Origin of the sequence: Erwinia artemisiae (genome assembly GCF_051400835.1) — a bacterium.
GTDB lineage: Bacteria > Pseudomonadota > Gammaproteobacteria > Enterobacterales > Enterobacteriaceae > Erwinia > Erwinia aeris.
Map to the genome: position 1 here is coordinate 173,222 of NZ_JBLFFM010000004.1, position 19,961 is coordinate 193,182.

At 62.3% G+C, this 19,961-nt stretch carries 1 protein-coding gene; it reads left to right on the forward strand.

Features of this window, described 5'->3' with window-relative positions; genetic code table 11:
* Positions 1-800 precede the first annotated feature (800 nt).
* Positions 801-19,586, forward strand: coding sequence for an Ig-like domain-containing protein (locus ACMGEE_RS11415; protein ID WP_436830051.1), 18,786 nt, complete (start codon positions 801-803; stop codon positions 19,584-19,586).
* The last annotated feature ends 375 nt before the right edge of the window (positions 19,587-19,961 follow it).

A 19,961-nucleotide genomic window follows, 5' to 3' on the forward strand; every position in this document is an offset into this window, starting at 1 on the left:
TCATAGGTTCCGTTAAAAGCTTGTCGCGGTAAACACTACTTTTTATCACATTTCGCTAAATTAAAGAAGAACGCGCCACGGGCAAGGCGCATATTATATCGCGACAAAACCACAGCGACGCGGGCGTTTGTGTTAAATAACCTGAAAAAAAGCCCCTGTTAATCAAATATTGAGGCTAAAGGTGATTTTACAGATAACTCCTGGTGGATAGCGCGCGATCTTCGCTTAACTCAAATCATTGGCTAAAGGTAAAAAAAACGTTTTGACGCGCTTTAGCTCCGCTTTACGCTCTTGCTGTTTTTTTGTACTGCCCCTGCCGTTTGCCTTTGCCGATTTCTGCACGCTGATATGAAAATTTGCGCGCGGTCAAAAAAAACGAGCCGCAGCAGCAGCAGAAAATTTTCTGGAAACTGTTACAGTTTTTACACTTCCTTAAAAAAACTCCTTAAGTTAAATCAATTTATTAATGCGTTATTTCATCAATTTTACTTGATAGTTGACAGTTTCCAGAATTGTAAACTAAGTCAAATTATAAATTATGTTTATCCTGTCGATAAATATTAATCAAGGCGAGTGGCGGGGTTTTTCATACTATCAGAAAGATAAAAGTTAAAAAAAATAGCGTATCAGCGCCTCTTTTTAGATTGTTTTTAACATTTCTACGCCGTCCGGAAATGTCGTTGCACCAGGTAAAGCCGCCTGCCCTCGGGTAAGGCGATCTATTACTTTGCGCGTAAAGCTGAAGGTTTTCTTCATGTTTACGTGCGAAACATCCAATGTCTGGTGTACACGAGGTTACTATGGCTCAGCTTACTGATGGCAGCGTGGAAATACTTTCGCGCGACGATGGCAGCATTCTTTCTCAGGTCGCAGCAGGGAATTCCAACAATACCATCCTCCTGAATCAACCCAGCGTAGTCCGCATTCATGGAACCCGCGCCATGGTGACCGAGTTCGAACGCCAGGGTAACGATCTCATCGTCCACATGCGTGACGGCAGCGTTAAACGCTATCAGCAATTCTTCCTGGATGACGTTGACGGCGATCACAGCGAGCTGGTTTTTGATGACGGCGTCAATCCGCCTGAGCACGCACTTTTCCCGGTCACCAACGAATTCGCCGATGCGCAGGCGGTGGTAGCGATTACGCCACAGTATGAGTCGCTTGGCTCGCTGGAACCGCTGCTGCTGGCTGATACCGGTGCTACCACCGGCGTTATCACCGCCGCAGGTATTGGCGCGCTTGGTCTTGGCGCAGCAGGCGTCGCCGCACTGGCGGGCGGCGGCGGTGGCGGTGGCGGCGGTGATGATGCAGTGACAGTAGCGCCATCCCTTACCGTCAATCCGTTAACCGGCGATAATACCCTGTCGACGGCGGAAAAAAATTCTGACCAGACGCTGAACGGCACCACCAGCGGCACGGAAGCGGGCAACACCGTTACCGTCGTGCTCAACGGCGTGACCTATACCACCACGGTCGGGGCAGACGGCAGCTGGAGCATCACCTTACCGGCCGCCGCGCTGGCTACGTTGCCGGAAGGCAGCAATACGCTGACCATCAGCGTGACCAACAATGCAGGCGCCACGGCGACCACCGCTGAAATCTTTACGGTAGAGGCCGGTGCGGTCACGCCGACCACGCCTTCCATCGCTATCGCCGCTTTTGCAGGTGACGACGTGCTGGATAACGGCGAGCAGCAGCAGGCGCAGATCATCAGCGGCACTACCACCAACGTGCAGCAGGGCCAGACCGTTACCGTTACCCTGAACGGCCAAACCTACACCACCACCGTTGACGGCAGCGGCGCGTGGAGCGTGGCCGTTCCGGCTGCGGCCGTGCAGGCGCTGGCGGCGGGCACCACGACCATTACCGCCACCGTTACCGATGCGGCGGGCGCGGCGGCAACCACCACGCACGATTTCACCGTTAACGCCCCGGCGACCGTACCGGCCATCACCATCGCTGCCTTTGCGGGCGACGACGTGCTGGATAACGGCGAGCAGCAGCAGGCGCAGACCATCAGCGGCACCACCACCAACGTGCAGCCGGGCCAGACCGTTACCGTTACCCTGAACGGCCAAACCTACACCGCCACCGTTGACGGCAGCGGCGCGTGGAGCGTGACCGTTCCGGCTGGCGCCTTACAGGCGCTGGCGGCGGGCACCGCGACCATTACCGCCACCGTTACCGATGCGGCGGGCGCGGCGGCAACCACCACGCACGATTTCACCGTTAGCGCCCCGGCTACCGCTCCGGCCATCACCATCGCCGCCTTTGCGGGCGACGACGTGCTGGACAACGGCGAGCAGCAGCAGGCGCAGATCATCAGCGGCACCACCACCAACGTGCAGCAGGGCCAGACCGTTACCGTTACCCTGAACGGCCAAACCTACACCGCCACCGTTGACGGCAGCGGCGCGTGGAGCGTGACCGTTCCGGCTGGCGCCTTACAGGCGCTGGCGGCGGGCACCACGACCATTACCGCCACCGTTACCGATGCGGCGGGCGCGGCGGCAACCACCACGCACGATTTCACCGTACCAGCCTTTGGCATCGGCAGCATTAGCGTTAATGCGCCGGGCGGCGACGGCTATCTCAGTATTACCGAAGCGCAGTCCGATCTCACCGTTTCCGGCTCTTCAGCCGATCTTCCTGCCGGCACGGTTATCCGGGTATCGCTGGGCGGGCGCGAATATACTGCCACCGTGGCGGCAGACGGCAGCTGGAGCGCCACCATCCCCGCCGCCGATCTGCAACAGCTGTCGCAGGGTCAGAATCTCATTATCGCGTCAGCCACCCTGGCGGACGGCACCGTCGTACAAAATGGCTCTGCCGCTTCGCTTAACGTTATTACCACCGAACCGAACGCCGGGCTTAATGTGCCCTTCGGCGACAGCGTTATCAGCGGCAGTGAAGCGGGCGCCGATCAGACGCTGACCGGCAATACCGGCGTGGCGGGCGCAGGCCAGTCGGTCACAGCGACAATAGGCGGCACGGACTATACCGGCACGGTCAACAACGACGGCAGCTGGAGCGTGACGCTGCCAGCCGGCTCGCTGCAAAACCTGCCGCAGGGCAGCAACGATATCACCGTAGTGATTACCGATCCGGCAGGCAACAGCAGCACCTCGACCACGCCGGTAAACGTAGCGACCGCCGCGCCAGCTCTTACCGTTACGCCACCGGATGCGACGCTGAACCAGGACGATGTGACCCAGCCGCTGATCCTGAGCGGCGTCAGCGCTGACAGTCAGAGCGTCACCGTCACGCTGAACGGCGTGACCTATAACACCACCGTTAACCCGGACGGCAGCTGGAACGTGAATATTCCGGCTTCCGATCTGCAACAGCTTGCCGATGGTGATTACACGCTGGGCGTGGTCGCTACCGACGGTTACGGCAACAGCACCACGCAAAATATTCCGCTGGCCGTGGACGCCACGCCGCCGACGGCGACGGTTAATCCGCTGGGCGGTGACGGCTATGTGAATGCGGGCGAAGTTGGTCAGCCGCTGGTTATTACCGGCACCACCCAGCCGGGCAGCACGGTGCTGGTGCGTTTTGACAGCGTTGACGTGCCCGCCACTGTCGACCCGGTTACCGGCGCCTGGACGGCGACGTTAAGCCCGGACAGCCAGGCCGCCATTGCTGACGGCACCTACGTCGTCACCGTCGTTACCACCGATGCGGCCGGTAACGCCAGCGAGACCTATACCACTGTAACCTATGCAACCACCACGCCGATCGTGACGGTTAATGAACTCACCGCCGACGGCTCGCTGAACAGCGCAGAAGTTACGGTCGATCAGGTGCTGACCGGCACGGCTACCAACGTCGCCGTGGGCAGCCCCGTCACGCTCACGCTGGCGGATGGCACGGTCTTTACCGGCAGCATTGAGCCGGGCGGCAACTGGAATATCACGCTGCCTGCGGCCACGCTAACGGCGCTGGCGAACGGCACGCAAAACTATACCGTTAGCGTCAGCGATGCGGCGGGCAATACCGGCAACGCCACCGGCAGTTTTGCGGTGGCCGTCGATAACACCGTGGCCGTGCTGGCTATTGCGCCGGTCAGCGGCGATAACGCTATTAACGCGACAGAAGCGCAGGCGGATCTGGTTATCAGCGGCGGCAGCGCTGGCCTTGCCGCCGCCACGCCGCTGACGGTTACCTTTAACGGCGTGGATTACGCCTCTACGGTTAATCCGGACGGCAGCTGGACGGTAACCGTGCCTGCCGCCGCCTTGACCGGCATTGCCAACGGCAGCTATGCCGTTACCGTGACGGGCACGGACGCCAACAGCAATCCGATCGCCGGCACCAGCGACGTGAACGTGCGTACGTCGTTCCCGACAGAAATCATCCTTAACTCGCCGTTTGGCGACGGCGTGCTGAACGCGGCTGAAAGCACGGCGGCGCAAACGCTGACGGGCAATACCGGCGTCAACTTCCCGGATCAGGCGGTAACGGTAACCGTTGACGGCGTAAGTTATCCCGCTACCGTCGATACCCTTACCGGCAGCTGGAGCGTGGCGCTGCTGCCGCCGGCGCTGGCCTCGCTACAGGACGGCACCGCAGATATTGTCGTTACCGTTACGGATTCGCTGGGCAATACGGCCAGCTCAACCACGCCGATCGTGGTCGATACCGCCGCGCCAGCGTTGGACGTCGCCATTCCGGGCGATAACGGCGTGATTAACGCGCAGGCGCAGAACCAGCCGCTGACCGTGAGCGGCACGGCGGAAGCGGGCAGCACGCTCAGCATAGTGCTGGCGGGCGTCACTTATTTGACCGGCGCGGATGCGGACGGCAACTGGAGCCTGGCGATTTCGCCTTCCGCGCTACAGTCGCTGCCGGACGGTAAATATGATATTACCGTGACCGCTACGGACGCGGGTGGTAACCAGACCACCTCATTGACGCCGGTAACCCTGGATACCGCGACGCCTGCGTTGACCATTGCACCGGTTTCCGGCGACGGCTATCTGAACGCGGCGGAACACGACGCCGCGCTCAGCGTAGCGGGCACGGCCGATGCGGGATCGGCGATTGTCGTTACGCTTAATAACGTTACCTATAACGCCGTGTCCGACGCCAACGGCAACTGGAGCGTCAGCGTGCCTGCTGGCGACGTCAATGCGCTGACGGACGGCACCTATGCGGTGAGCGTGCAGGCCACGGACAGCGCGGGCAACGCTACGTCAAGCCTGCAACCGCTGACGGTAGTGGCGGGCGCGGGCGCGCAGCCAACGATCGCCGTAGACGCCTTCACGGGCGACGGCGTGCTGGACGGCGCGGAGCAGGATCTCAATCAGCTGGTTACCGGGACCACGACCAACGTTCAGGCAGGCCAGATCGTTACGCTGACCATGAACGGCGCGCAGTATACGGGTACCGTGCAGGCGGACGGCAGCTACAGCGTGCTGGTGCCGGCTACGGCCTATTACGGACTGGCCAACGGCACGCAAACCTTTACCGTTGATGTGGCCGACGTCGCGGGCAATCCGGCCACGGCGACCAGCGGCTATACCATCGATAATACCTTTAGCTCAATTGCTATTGGCGTCATCAGCGATGATAACGCTATCAACACCGTCGAAGCGCAAAACCCGCTGGTGATCCACGGCAGCACCCGCTTTGTCGCCTTTGGTGCGCGCATCCTGGTGCGCTTTAACAATGCGGATTATGAAACCACCGCCAATAATGACGGCAGCTGGAGCGTGACCGTTCCGGCCAGCGCGCTGAGCGGCCTGCCTGACGGCAACCAGACGATCACCGCGACGGCGACCGACGTTAACGGCAACCAGATCGCTACCACGCAGAGCCTGGATTCCGCTATTAATCCAGACTTTACCGTGACGCTGAACGAGCCGTTTATCGATGGTGCGCTGAACGGCACGGAGGCGCTCAGCGACCAGTCCCTTTCCGGCTCGACCGGTATTACCGGCAGCGGCCAGGCCGTTAGCGTGCTGCTGAACGGCATCACCTATACGGCAAACGTGGATGCGGACGGCAACTGGTCGGTCACGCTGCCTAATGCGGTGCTGCAAGGCCTGCCGCAGGGCGATAACACGCTGACCGTGACCGCCACCGATCCGGCTGGCAATACTTCTTCACTGACCAATACCTTTACCGTAGATACCTCAACGCCGACGCTGACGCTGAATGCGCTGGCGGAAGATAACCGCCTGAGCCTGGCGGAGCAGGGCCAGGCGCTGACGGTAACGGGCGATGGCGAGCCGGGCAACGTGGTCACGCTGGTGCTGAACAACACCACCTATACTGCGACGGTGACCGGCACCGGCAGCTGGAGCATTGAGCTGCCGGCGGCGGCGCTGCTGGCGTTAACCGACGGCAGCTATCCTGTTTCGGTCAGCGTGGTTGATGCGGCAGGCAACGTCTCTGCGCTGACCCGCACGCTGGATGTGGATCTGACGCCGCCAGCGTTGACGGTGAACCCCGTCTCCGGCGATGGCTATCTTAACGCTGCCGACACCAGCCAGCCGCTGGTGGTCAGCGGCACGGGCGAAACCGGCAACACTATCGCCGTCGAGCTGAACGGCACCGTTTACAACACTGTTGTTGGCGCTAACGGTCAGTGGACGCTGACCGTGCCAAACACGGCGGTGAATACGCTGGCGGAAGGTAACTATACGCTTGCCGTTACCGCCAGCGATGCGGCCGGTAACGTGACCACCGCCAGCACGCCGCTGGTGGTGGATACCAGCGCGCCGGTTATTGCCGTTGACGATCTGACCGCTAACAATATTATCGACGGCGCGGAACAGCAGACCGACCAGCTGCTCAGCGGGACGGTAACCAATGCGGAAGTGGGGCAAACGGTCACCGTGACCCTTAACGGTGCCGATTACGTGACCACGGTGCAAACCGGCGGCGGCTGGCAGGTGGCGATCCCGGCCGCCGATCTGAGCGCGCTGGCCAACGGCACGCAGACGCTCAGCGTCACCGTAGCCGATCTGGCAGGCAACAGCAGTACCGTTGCCAAAACCTTTACCGTCGACAGTACGCTCAGCAGCGTGGCGTTCGATCCGCTCAGCGGCGACGGCTATCTGAACGCGCTTGAGGCGCAGACGGATCTGACCGTTACCGGCTCTACGGCGAACGTGGCCGCTGGCAGCACGGTCACCTTTACGCTCGGCGGCCAAACCTACACCGGCACCGTAGCGGCAAACGGCAGCTGGACGGCGACTATCCCGGCAGCAGATTTGCAGGCGCTGGCGGAAGGGCCGCAAACCGCGACGGCCAGCGTTATCGCGCAGAACGGCAATACCGTGACCAGCGAAAACACGCTGAACGTGTACGTCGATCGCGTGCCGGATCCCACGCTGCAAACGCCGTTTATTGACGGCACCCTGACCGGCCAGGAAGCGGGCATCACACAGACGCTGACCGGCACCACGGGGCAGGAAGGCGTTGGTCAGACCGTAACGGTCAACATCGGCGGCACCGATTATGCCGCCACCGTTAACAGCTCCGGCGTCTGGACGCTGGATCTGGCGCCGGCGGTGCTTCAGGCGCTGCCACAGGGACAGTCTGCCGTGACGGTGACGGTCACCGACGTGGCGGGCAACGTTTCCGCCATTACGCCAGCGCCAGTTATCACCGTGGCCACTGCGCTGCCAACGCTGACGCTGGATCCGGTCGCAGGCGGCGATAACATTATCAACGCCGACGAGCAGGGCGCAGCGCTGGCTATCAGCGGCACGGGCACGGCTGACAATGACGTTACCGTTACGCTGAACGGCGTAACCTATACCACCACGGTCAATACGGACGGCAGCTGGAGCGTAACCGTTCCGGCGACCGATCTGGCGGCGCTGGCCGACGGCCCTTATGCGCTTCAGGTCAGCACCAGCGATGCCTTTGGCAATACCGCTACGCAAAACCTGGGTCTTTCCGTGGATACCGCGACGCCAGCCTTTACGGTGGATCCGGTCACTGGCGACAACACCATTGACCAGGTCGAGCAGGGCCAGGCGCAGAACATTACCGGCAGCGGCAGCGAAGGCGACACTATCTCCGTTACGCTGGGCGGCGCTACCTATACCACTACCGTCGGCACTGGCGGACAGTGGACGATTAGCGTACCGGCCAGCACGCTGGCTAACCTCACGGAAGGCGCTAATACGCTGACCGTAACGGCGACCTCGCCTGCGGGCAACGTCGCGAGCCAGGACACCACGCTGACGCTGGATACGGCGGTAGACGTGACCCTGATTATCAATGCCGTTTCCGGCGATGATTTAATCAACGCCGCCGAAGCCGCCCAGGGCTTTACCGTGACCGGCAGCGTGCCTGATGACACCAGCACGGTAGTCGTAAGCTTTAACGGCACGGATTATCCGGCGACCGTGGGCGCAAACGGCCTGTGGAGCGCGGCGATCCCGGCCGCGGCGCTGGCGGGCGTAGCGGACGGTGATTACACCCTGACCGTCACCGCCTCGCCTGCCAGCGGCGGCAGCCTGTCGCTGCCTCACGCCATTACCATAGATACCGCTGCGCCAGTTCTGACCGTCGCGGCTATCGCTGAAGACAACTTCCTGAACGCCGCCGAACAGGGTCAGCCGCTGGCTATTACCGGCACCGGCGAAGCGGGCGACAGCGTGCGCGTGGCACTGAACGGCAGCGTCTATACCGCCACCGTAGACGGCGACGGCAACTGGACGGTTACGGTTCCCGCGACGGCGACTATTGCTTTAACCGGCGGCAGCTATCCGGTCACCGTCACCGCGACGGATCCGGCGGGCAACGCCGTCACGCAAACCAGCGCGCTGGTTGTGGATGTCAGCACGCCTGTGCTGACGGTTAATCCGCTGAGCGGCGACGGTATCCTGAACGCCGAAGAGCAGGCGCAGCCGCTGACCGTTAGCGGCACGGCAGAGAACGGTTCAACCGTTACCGTCACGCTGGAGGGCACGGACTACACCGCCACGGCAGGCGCTAACGGCCAGTGGTCGCTGGCTATTCCGGCTGCGGATCTGGCCGGGCTGGCCAACGGCGACTACACGCTGACCGTAGCGACCGCCGACGCGGCAGGCAACGTGACGACTCAGGAGAGCACGCTGACGGTAGTGGCCGATGCCGCTACGCTGCCAACGCTGACGCTGGACAATTTTGCAGGCAATAACGTGCTGGACGGCGCAGAGCAGCAGGTCAGCCAGGCAATCAGCGGTACCACCACTAACGTCCAGGCGGGCCAGGTGGTGACGGTGACGCTGAACGGCTCGGTTTACAGCGGTCTGGTGCAGGATAGCGGTGCCTGGAGCGTTACTATTCCTGCTGCCGTATTGGCAGAGCTGGCGGGCACGCAGACCTATAGCGTTTCCGTAGGCGATGCGGCGGGCAATGGGGTTACCGCCAGCGGCAGTTTTAGCGTCAATACCGATATCAGTTCTGTAGCGATTAATCCGCTTAGCGATGACGGTTACCTGAACGCGACGGAGGCGCAAAGCGAACTGACCGTGAGCGGCACGGTTTCTAACGTGCCGGAAGGCAATACCGTGACGGTGACCCTGAACGGCATTGACTACACCACTACGGTAACGACGGGCGGTACGTGGAGCCTGACGGTACCGGCGGCGGATCTGGCGGCGCTGCCTGAAGGCCCGGCGACCGTCAGCGCCAGCGTGCCTGACGTGGACGGCAACGCCGTGACCAACGAGGCGACGCTGAACGTGGCGACCACGCTGCCGACGCTGGCTATCGAGACGCCGTTTACCGACGGCGCGCTGAATGCAGGCGAGGCGGGAGCGGCGCAGACGCTGACCGGTACGACCGGCCTCACGGGCGACGGCCAGAACGTCAGCATCGCCATTAACGGCAATACCTATGCCGGTACCGTTGACGGCGACGGCAACTGGCGCGTCGTTCTGTCGCCGGAAGTGCTACAGGCGCTGCCGCAGGGCGATACCCTGGCGACCGTTGCCGTCAGCGATGCGGCGGGCAACTCGGCGACTGCTCCGCTGACCTTGAGCGTGGATACGCTGCCGCCTGCGGTTGCGGTTAACGCTATCGCTGGCGACAACATTCTTAACGCGGCGGAACAGGGCAGCGATCTGCCCGTTAGCGGCACAGGCGACGCCAATGCCGCTATCGTGATGACGCTGAACGGCATCGACTACACCACTACGGTGGGCACGGATGGCCAGTGGACGGTAACGGTGCCGGCAGCCGATCTGGCCGCGCTGGCGGACGGCAGCTATGTGATCACCACTACCGTGACCGATCCGGCAGGCAACAGCGCAACCGCCGACAGCCCGCTGACGGTTAAAGCCAGCGCGGCCGCGCTGCCAACCCTTTCTGTCGATCCTTTCACCGGCAACGATACGCTTAACGGCGCCGAACAGCAGACTACGCAATATCTCAGCGGTACGACCACTAACGTCGAGGCTGGGCAGCAGCTGACCGCCACGCTTAACGGCGTGGCTTACACCACGCGCGTGCTGGCCAGCGGTGCATGGCGCGTAGCGATCCCTTCTTCCGCGCTGGCGACGCTGGCTGACGGCACGGCGACCTTCAGCGTGGCGGTCAGCGACGCGGCGGGCAATCCGATCACCGTCAGTCATGATGTAACCGTGGACAGCACGGCGGCGGGCATCAGCCTCGATCCGCTCAGCACCGACGGCTACCTGAACGCTGCGGAAGCCCAGGATGCGCTGATTGTTACCGGCACCACCACCGGCCTGGCGCAGGGCGCGCCAGTGACCGTCACCTTTAACGGACAAACGTTTACCGGCGTGGTCGGCACCGGCGGCACCTGGAACGCCGTGATCCCGGCCGCCTCGCTGGCTGGCCTGGCGGACGGTGCTAACACGCTGACCGTCACCGCGACCGATGCCAGCGGTGCTACGGCAACCGGCACCGCTACGCTGAACGTGCAGGTCAACGATTTGCCTGCGGTCGCGGCGGATACGCCATTTAACGGCGGCGTGCTGAACGGCGCACAGGCGGCGACGGATCAGACGCTGACCGGTTCTACTGGCGTAACGGGCGACGGGCAAACCGTTGCCGTGGCAGTGGGCGATACCACCTATACCGGCACTGTAGACGCGAACGGCAACTGGAGCGTCACTATCCCGACCGCTGAACTTCAGGCGTTGCCGCAGGGCGCAAACGCGCTACAGGTTACCGTAGCCGATGCGGCCGGCAACGCCAGCACGGTGGCGGTACCGGTCACCGTGGATACCGTCGCGCCGACCCTGACGCTTAATCCGGTGGCGGGCGACGGCGTGGTCAACGGTAGCGAAGCAGCGGCGGATATCACCGTCAGCGGCGGCAGCACCGGCGCGGAAGAAGGTCAGCTGGTCACGGTTTCGCTGAACGGCCAGACTTACACCACCGCCATCGCGGCGGACGGCAGCTGGAGCCTTGCGCTGCCGGCCGGTCTGCTTCAGGCGTCGCCGAACGGCACTTATCCTGTTACCGTTTCCCTTAGCGACGCGGCGGGCAACACGGCTTCAACCGCTGCCGATATCACGCTGTCGACCGTGGCGCTACAGCCAACGCTGGATACGCCATTTATCGACAGCTACGTCAACTTTACCGAGTCGCAGAGCGATCAGACGCTGAGCGGCACGACCGGGGCGACCGGCGCAGGCCAGACCGTAACGGTCAATATTGCCGGAACGGACTACACCGCCACGGTGGATAACGCCGGCAACTGGACGCTGCCGGTCAGCGCCGCCACGCTACAGGCGCTGGGCGAAGGCGTTCAGGGCATCACCGTGACCGCTACGGATGCCATCGGCAATACGGGCACCGCGACGACTTCTGTTAGCGTTGATCTGACTGCGCCAACGCTGACGGTCAATCCGGTCGCGGGCGACAACATTATCAACGCGGCGGAAAGCGTAGGGCCGGTAACCATTACGGGCACTGCTTCAGCCAGCGAAGCGGGCCAGCTGGTAACCGTCACCTTTAACGGCGTCGACTATCAACAGTCGGTGCAGGGCGACGGCAGCTGGACGGTCAATCTGCCCGCCAGCGTCACTCAGGGCATTGCGGACGGGACTTATCCAGTGAGCGTCAGCCTGACCGATGCGGCGGGCAACGTGTCTACTCAGGCGCTGACGGTCGTGGTCGATGCCAGCCTGGCAAGCCAGCCGACCGTGGCGCTGGATGCCATCAGCGGCGATAACTACCTTAATCAGAGCGAAGCGGGCGCGGATCTGGCCGTTACCGGCACCACCACCAACGTGACGGCCGGGCAGACCGTGACCGTCACGCTTAACGGCGTAGCCTATACGGCGCTGGTGCAGGCGGACGGCAGCTGGTCCGCAACGGTTCCGGCAACCGATCTCGGCGCATTGCCTGACGGCGCGCAAACGCTGACCGCCACGGTCGCCGATGTGGCGGGCAACACGGGCAGCAATTTCGCGGAGTTCACCGTGGTTGCCCAGGCCGCCAGCCTGCCGACTATCTCTATCGATCCGGTCACCAGCGACGATGTGATCAATAATCAGGAAGCGCAGAGCGACGTGCTGATCACCGGCTCCAGCCAGCGCATCCCGGAAGGCGGAACCGTGACGGTCACGCTGAACGGTGCGACCTATACCGGCACCGTTGACGCCGACGGCAACTGGAGCGCTACCGTGCCGGCGGCTGCGGTACAGGCGCTGACGCCGGGCGCCAATACGCTGACCGCCAGCGGCAGCGACGTGGCAGGCAACGTGGCGACGACAGCGGATAACTTTACCGTTGATACCGCCGCGCCGGTGCTGAACGTAGCGTTAAGCGCGGGCGTGGATAACGTGCTGAACGCGGCAGAAGCGGCGGCCGGTCTGGGGGTTAGCGGCACCACCGATGCGGGTCTGCCGGTGAGCGTCACCCTTAACGACAAGGTGTACGCAACCACGGCAGATGCGGACGGCAACTGGAGCCTGACTATCGCCAGTGGCGATCTGTCGGCGTTGAGCGACGGCACGACTCCGCTCAGCGTGGCGGTAACCGATGCCAGCGGCAACGTCGCTACCAGCGTCACCAACCTGACCGTGGCGGTGAATACGCTACCGACGCTGACGCTGAATACGCCGTTCATCGACGGTCTGGTCAACGCGACCGAAGCGGCGGCGGAACAGACGCTGAGCGGCACGGCGACCAATCTTGCCGTCGGCACGGCGGTAACGGTCACGCTTGGCGATCAAACCTTTACCGGGGCGGTCAATGCGGACGGCACCTGGAGCGCCGTCGTGCCGGCAGGCGCGCTTACTGCCCTTACCGACGGGCTTTATCAGCTGACGGTAGCCAGCACGGATGCGGCGGGCAACCCGGCGACGGCCGAAGCCAGCGTTGAGGTGCTGGTCACGACGCTGCCGACGGCCGCGATCAATACGCCGTTTATTGACGGCCTGCTCAACGCTGGCGAAGCGGGCGTCGATCAGCTGATTAACGGCACCACCGGCATTACCGGCGCGGGCCAGACGGTCACGCTGAATATCGACGGTAACGCCATTGCCACTACGGTCGACGACAACGGCAACTGGACGGCCACGCTGACGCCTGCGCTGGCGGCCACGCTGGGTAACGGCGAGCACACCATTAACGTGACGGTTGCCGATGTGGCGGGCAACAGCAGCACCGATTCGCTGGCCTATACCGCTATCGTTACCGGTCTGCCGACGCCGACGCTGACCGAGCCTTTCGTCGATGGCGTATTAAACGCCGCCGAGGCGGCAGCGGGCCAGACGCTGGCGGGCACCACCGGCATTACCGGTGCGCAAACCGTTAGCGTCGATATCAACGGCACCGCTTACCAGGCGAGCGTCGATCCGGCTACGGGTGACTGGACGCTGCCTCTGGAGGCTGGCGTGCTCTCTGCGCTGCCGGACGGCACGCTGCCGATTACGGTTACGGTCACGGATGCCGTGGGCAACGTCGGGACAGCCGGCGATTCGGCACTGGTCGCCGTTAACGCGCTGCCGGCGGTCACCATCGATCTGCCGTTTGCCGATGGCCTGCTCAACGTGGCCGAAGCCGCCACCACGCAGACGCTGAGCGGTAACACCGGGCTGGTTGCGGCGGGGCAGACGGTCACTGTTGCTATCGACGGCGGTGCGCCGCTGACGGCGACGGTTAACGCCAACGGCAACTGGACGCTCGATCTGACTTCGGCACAGCTGACCGCGCTGGGCAGCGGCACCCATGCCCTGGCGGTCACCGCGACCGATGCTGCAGGCAACGCTGACACGGCCGCGCTTGATTTCAACGCGCTGCTGGTGCTGCCGCAGCCAACCGTCAGTTCGCCGCTGTTTACCGATGGTATTCTGAATATCGCTGAGGCTGGCGCGCCTGTCACCCTGGCCGGCACCACGGGCGTAACCGGCGCGAATCAGGGCGCGCAGCTGCAAATCGACGTAGCTGGTATTACCTACACCGGCACAGTGGACGCTAACGGCAACTGGGCGGTAGCGTTGCCGGCCGGTGCGCTGAGCTCGCTGGCGGACGGTGAACACTCCGTGGACGTTACCGTGATTGACGCTGCGGGTAACGTTAACACCAGTTCGCTTGGCTTTACCGCCGCGCTAACCGCGCCGGCGCCGACGCTGGATGTGCCTTTTGACGATACTTACCTTAACGCCGCAGACGTGGCGGCGGGCGCATCGCTTAGCGGCACCACAGGGCTGACAGGCGACGGCCAGACCGTGACGGTTACGCTGGGCGGCACCAATTACGACGCGACGGTAGATGTCGACGGTAACTGGACGCTGCCCCTGACCACCGCTCAGCTGGGCTTGCTGGATCAGGGACTGCAAAACTATACCGTGGTGGCGGCGGATATCGGTGGTAACACCGCGACGGCGACGGGCAGCTTTATCGTTGACACGGTCTTGCCAACCATTACCCTTGCGCCGCTTGCCGGCGATGGCGCGTTGAACTACCAGGAAAGCCTGACGACGCAAACGCTGAGCGGTACCACCACCGGCGCGAGCGAGGGCCAGACCGTGGCGGTAACTATCGGCACGGCGACCGTGAACGGCATAGTGGCCGCCGATGGCAGCTGGTCGGTTATCCTGACGCCGCAGGTTCTGGCGCAGCTGGGTACGACCGGCGATACCGGCACCATTAGCGCCTCGGTAGTGGATATTGCAGGCAATACCGGTACCGCGACCGCTTCGGTTACGGTTGATCTGACGATACCTGATACGCCACTGCTGACGCTGGCGCCGCTTTCCGACGACAACATCATCAACAGCACGGACGGCGCGACGCTGACGCTGAGCGGAACGTTCGCCAATCTGCCTGCTGATGGCGGCGCGGTAACGGGAACCGTAGCGGTCAGCATCAACGGCGTGGCGCAGACCGGGACGGCCGTGGTCAATAGCGCCGACGGCACCTGGACCATCACCGTACCGAACACGGCGGAAAATATCGCCGACGGCACCGCCACCGTGACCGCGACGTTGACGACCGATCAGGGCACTGCGCTGGAAACGACCAGCCAGGTGCTGGTGGATCGCTCCGTGCCTGTCCTGACCATTAATGCCTTTACCGGTGACGACGTGCTGAACAGCGCGGAAGCGGTGGCTGCCCAAACGCTTAGCGGAACGGCTTCCGCCAGCGAGGCGGGCAGAGCGGTAACCGTTACGCTGAATGACAGAACCTATACGGCCATCGTGCAGGCGGACGGCAGCTGGTCTGCCACGCTGCCGTCAGGTGATTTGCAGGCGCTGGGCCAGGCGGGCCAAACTCTGACCGCCACGCTGACCGATGCGGCGGGCAACACCGGCACCATTACGCGCGACTTTACCGTAGACACCGGCGCGCCGCTGATTGCGGTGGACGCGCTGGTAGGCGATAACGTATTGAACGCTGCGGATATCCTGACCACTCAGGTAGTGACGGGAACAGCTAGCGGTGCCGAAGGCCAGACTATCGGCCTCTATCTGGGTGACGGCGCGCCAATCGCCACGGCGCTGGTCAATGCCGACGGCACCTTCAGCCTTGATCTGACGCCGGAGGTGTTGGGCAGCCTCACCGACGGCACGCTGGTGTTCGGCCTGCGGGTTAACGACGCCGCGGGCAACGCCACCGACGCCACGCTGACGGTAAATAAAGTGGTCAACGCGGCGCTGAATCTGGTGGTGGATTCCGTCTTTGGCGACGGCTTCCTGAACGCGGTCGACACCACGGTAGCGCAAACCATTACCGGTCTGGCCAGCTCCGCCGGGATTGGCGCGACCGTTTCGCTGACGCTGGGCGGTACGACGCTGACGGCGGATGTTGGTCAGGATGGACGCTTCGCGTTGGTCGTACCGCCAAGCCTGCTCGGTTTGTTAAGCGATGGCGATACCTCGCTGAATCTTGTGCTGACCGATGGTGCGGGCAACACCCGCACCGTGGGCGAAACCGTTACCGCCATTCTGGAAGCGCCGACCATCAGCGCCATCACCGGCCTGTTTGGCGGCGACAACCTGCTGAACATCGCCGAAGCGGCGCTGGCGCAGACGGTTGGCGGCACGATTGACGGCGTGGTCGGCTCTACGGTTACCGTGACGCTGGGCAGCAAAACCTACCAGACCACGCTTCAGGCGGGTGGCGCATGGAACGTGACTATTCCGCCGCTGGATCTGGCGGCGCTGACCACCGGCAACCAGACGCTGGGCGTCTCGGTGACCGATCCGGCGGGGAACACCTCGGCAACATCGGCCACCATCGGTATCTTTACCGCCCAGCCATCCATTACGCTTAACCCAATCTTTGGCGACGGCATTCTGAATATCGCCGATGCGCTGGTTAATCAGACCATCAGCGGCACGGCCAATAACGTGGCGGCCGGTTCAATTATTAACCTGACGCTGGGCAGCTCTACGGTGCAGGCGACGGTAGGACCGAACGGCACCTTTACCGCGACGGTTACGCCAGACATTCTCGGCACGCTGACCAGCGGCACCCTGGCCGTGGGCGCCAGCGTGACCGATGCGGCAGGCAACATCGCCACCACCACCGGCAACCTGGTAACCAAGCTGACCGCGCCGGTAGTCAATATCGCGCAGCTGTTTGGCGATGGCCTGCTTAACGCGGCGGATGCGGCGCTGGGTCAGACCATTGGCGGTACCGTCGCTAATGCGGAGCCGGGATCGCGGGTGGTGGTTAACGTGGCCGGGACGCAATTTGTTACCGCTACGGCAGCGGACGGCAGCTTTAACGTAGCGTTAACGCCGACAATCCTGAAAGGGCTGTTGGACGGCAACCTGAACGTGGGCGTCAGCGTAACGGACAGCGCGGGCAATACCACTACTGCCAACGCTGGCGCAACGGTCGGGGTCAATGCGTTGCCGACCGTGACGCTGAACCCGCTGTTTGGCGGTGATGGCGTGCTGAACCTGGTGGAATCGCTGGTCACGCAGACGATTAGCGGGACGGCCAGCAACGTGGCGCAGGGATCGACCGTTACCATCAACCTCGGCAACACCATTGTTACCACCACGGTCGGTGCGAACGGCGCCTATAGCGCCCAGGTGTCGCCTGCTCTGCTCAGCACGCTGCTGGACGGTAATCTTACCGTCGGTGTCTCCGTGACCGATGTGGTCGGTAACACCGCCAGCGCCAGCGCGGGCGCACGGGTCGGTATTCAGACCACGCCATCCCTGACGGTCAACACGGTATTCGGAGACGGCGTGTTTAGCGCTTACGATATTAATACCGTACAGACTATCAGCGGCACAGCGCGTAACGTCTCATCCGGCTCTGTTGTCACCGTCACGCTGAACGGCAAAACCTATACGACCTCGGTTAACAGCAGCGGCGGTTGGGCGCTGAGCGTGTCGAAAGCCGATCTCAGCGCGCTGGCTAACGGTACGTTGACGGTTAACGCCTCGGTAACGGACAGCTACGGCAACGTGGCGACCAATTCCGGGCAGCTGGTTGTTAACGCCCAGACGCCGCCCTCGGTCACCATTTCCAGCATCTTTGGCGATGGTCTGCTAAGCGCGGTGGATGCGCAAACTGCCCAAACCATTACCGGTACTTCCACCAATGCCGAAGGTTCGCTCCTGAACGTGCGTGTAGGAACATCGACGTTAACTACCACCGTCGGCGCGAACGGCACCTGGAGCGTACTGGTGCCTGCCGCGACGCTGGCCGCGCTGCCGGACGGCACCGCTACGGTTACCGCCAACGTGACTAACGCGATAGGCAACACCGGTTCCGGCTCCAGCACGGCTGTGGTGAAAACCCATACGCTGCCGAGCGTGACTATTAATAACAGTACGATGTTTGGCGGCGACCACTATCTTAACCTGAGCGAAGCTAATACGCCGGCTACTATCAGCGGCTCCTCGGTCAATGCGGTCGGCAGCAGGGTGACGGTTAACATCGCGGGCAACGTTTACACTACAACGGTGGGATCCACAGGCGCATGGAACGTTACCGTGCCTTCCGCCACGCTGAAAGGCATCGCCGACGGCAGCTATACCGTCACGGCTACCGTATCTGATGTGGTAGGCAACACCGCGACCGGCAGCAATACCTTTACCGCCGTCACGCATAATCTGCCTGTTATTGGCGTCGATCCGGTATTGAGCCTGGTCAGCGTGCTGGTAACAGGCCTGACCGTGACCGGCGGCACGCTGAACCTGGCGCAGGGCACCCCGTTGAACGTCACGCTGAACGGCACAACGCAGACCACCACCACGGATGCGCTTGGCCGCTATAGCGTGAAGTTCACCGGCGGCCTGTTAACCTCGCTAAGCCTGAACTCTATCGTTACCGTGACCGCAGCAGATGTGGCAGGCAACCGCGCCACCACCAGCACGACGCTGCTGTTAGGATCGCTGTTGCCGGTCGCCGGCACCTCTTCTGCGGCGGCGGCAACGGCGCTGTTGGCGATGGCGGCGGATGATGCTACTGCTGTTGCTGCTGCTGACACCAGCGATACCGGCAACGCCACTGCGACTGCGGCTTCCGCGCAGGTGGCGACGGCGAACACGGCAAGCAGCGAGTCGGACAGTGCGACGGCCGGCAGTACGGCGGATGCCACTACCACGGCAGATGCCACCACCACGGCGGCGGCCATCACGACAGAGACTACGGCTACAGCGGATGCATCCGCTACGACCGCCGTAGCCGATGACGGCAGCTACAGCATCGGTGGGTTAATCGCAGCGCTGGCGGATGGTCAGACGGTAGAGGGGGCGTCAGTCGCGGGCAGCAGCGGCGAAGATACCGTAACGCTTAATACGCTGAACTTTACGCATATTGATGGCGGTGCAGGTACCGATACGCTGGTGCTCAACGGCGAGCATATGACGCTGGATCTCACCACGCTCGGGCTGAAGGTAGAGCATATCGAAATCATCAACTTAGGGCAAAGCGGCACCAACAGCGTCAAGCTGGATCTCAACGAGGCGCTGAATATTACCGATAAACAGACTGACGATCTGATGATCAAGGGGGTAACCGGCGATCAGGTCACGCTGGCTAACGGCGACGGCGGCACCTGGGCTGCCACTGCGCAGCGTACGGTAGACGGGCAGGTATTCGACGTTTACCACAACTCGGCGCTGGATGCGGCAAACACCCTGGGCGATGTGCTGATCCAGCATAATCTTCAGGTTCATCTGGTATAACAAGACCTTCCCTGCGCGAGGGCGGTATGGCTCGCGCAGGGAGGTTAACGTTAAGGAGGGTTTATCATTTGTAACAACAAAAAAAGCATAAATGAAAATAAAGAATGGCGAGGTTTTGTCATTTTTGCGTAAAGTGACGTTAAAGACATTAATAAGAAAAAATTGCCGTTTGGCACCACTTTCCAGATTTACGCCAGTAGTAAAGTGTGTATTAGCGGACTAGGTTATCCACTATCCAGCGTCGACTGCTCGCCTTTTTTTGACGATAAGTTATTGAGGTAAAAAGTGGTAAGTCGGGCCGAATCTCGGTTATGGCAAAGAGTGGTACTGTTTTTTTTTGCCGGCGAAATAAAATCCTCGCCTTGTCGTTAGCAT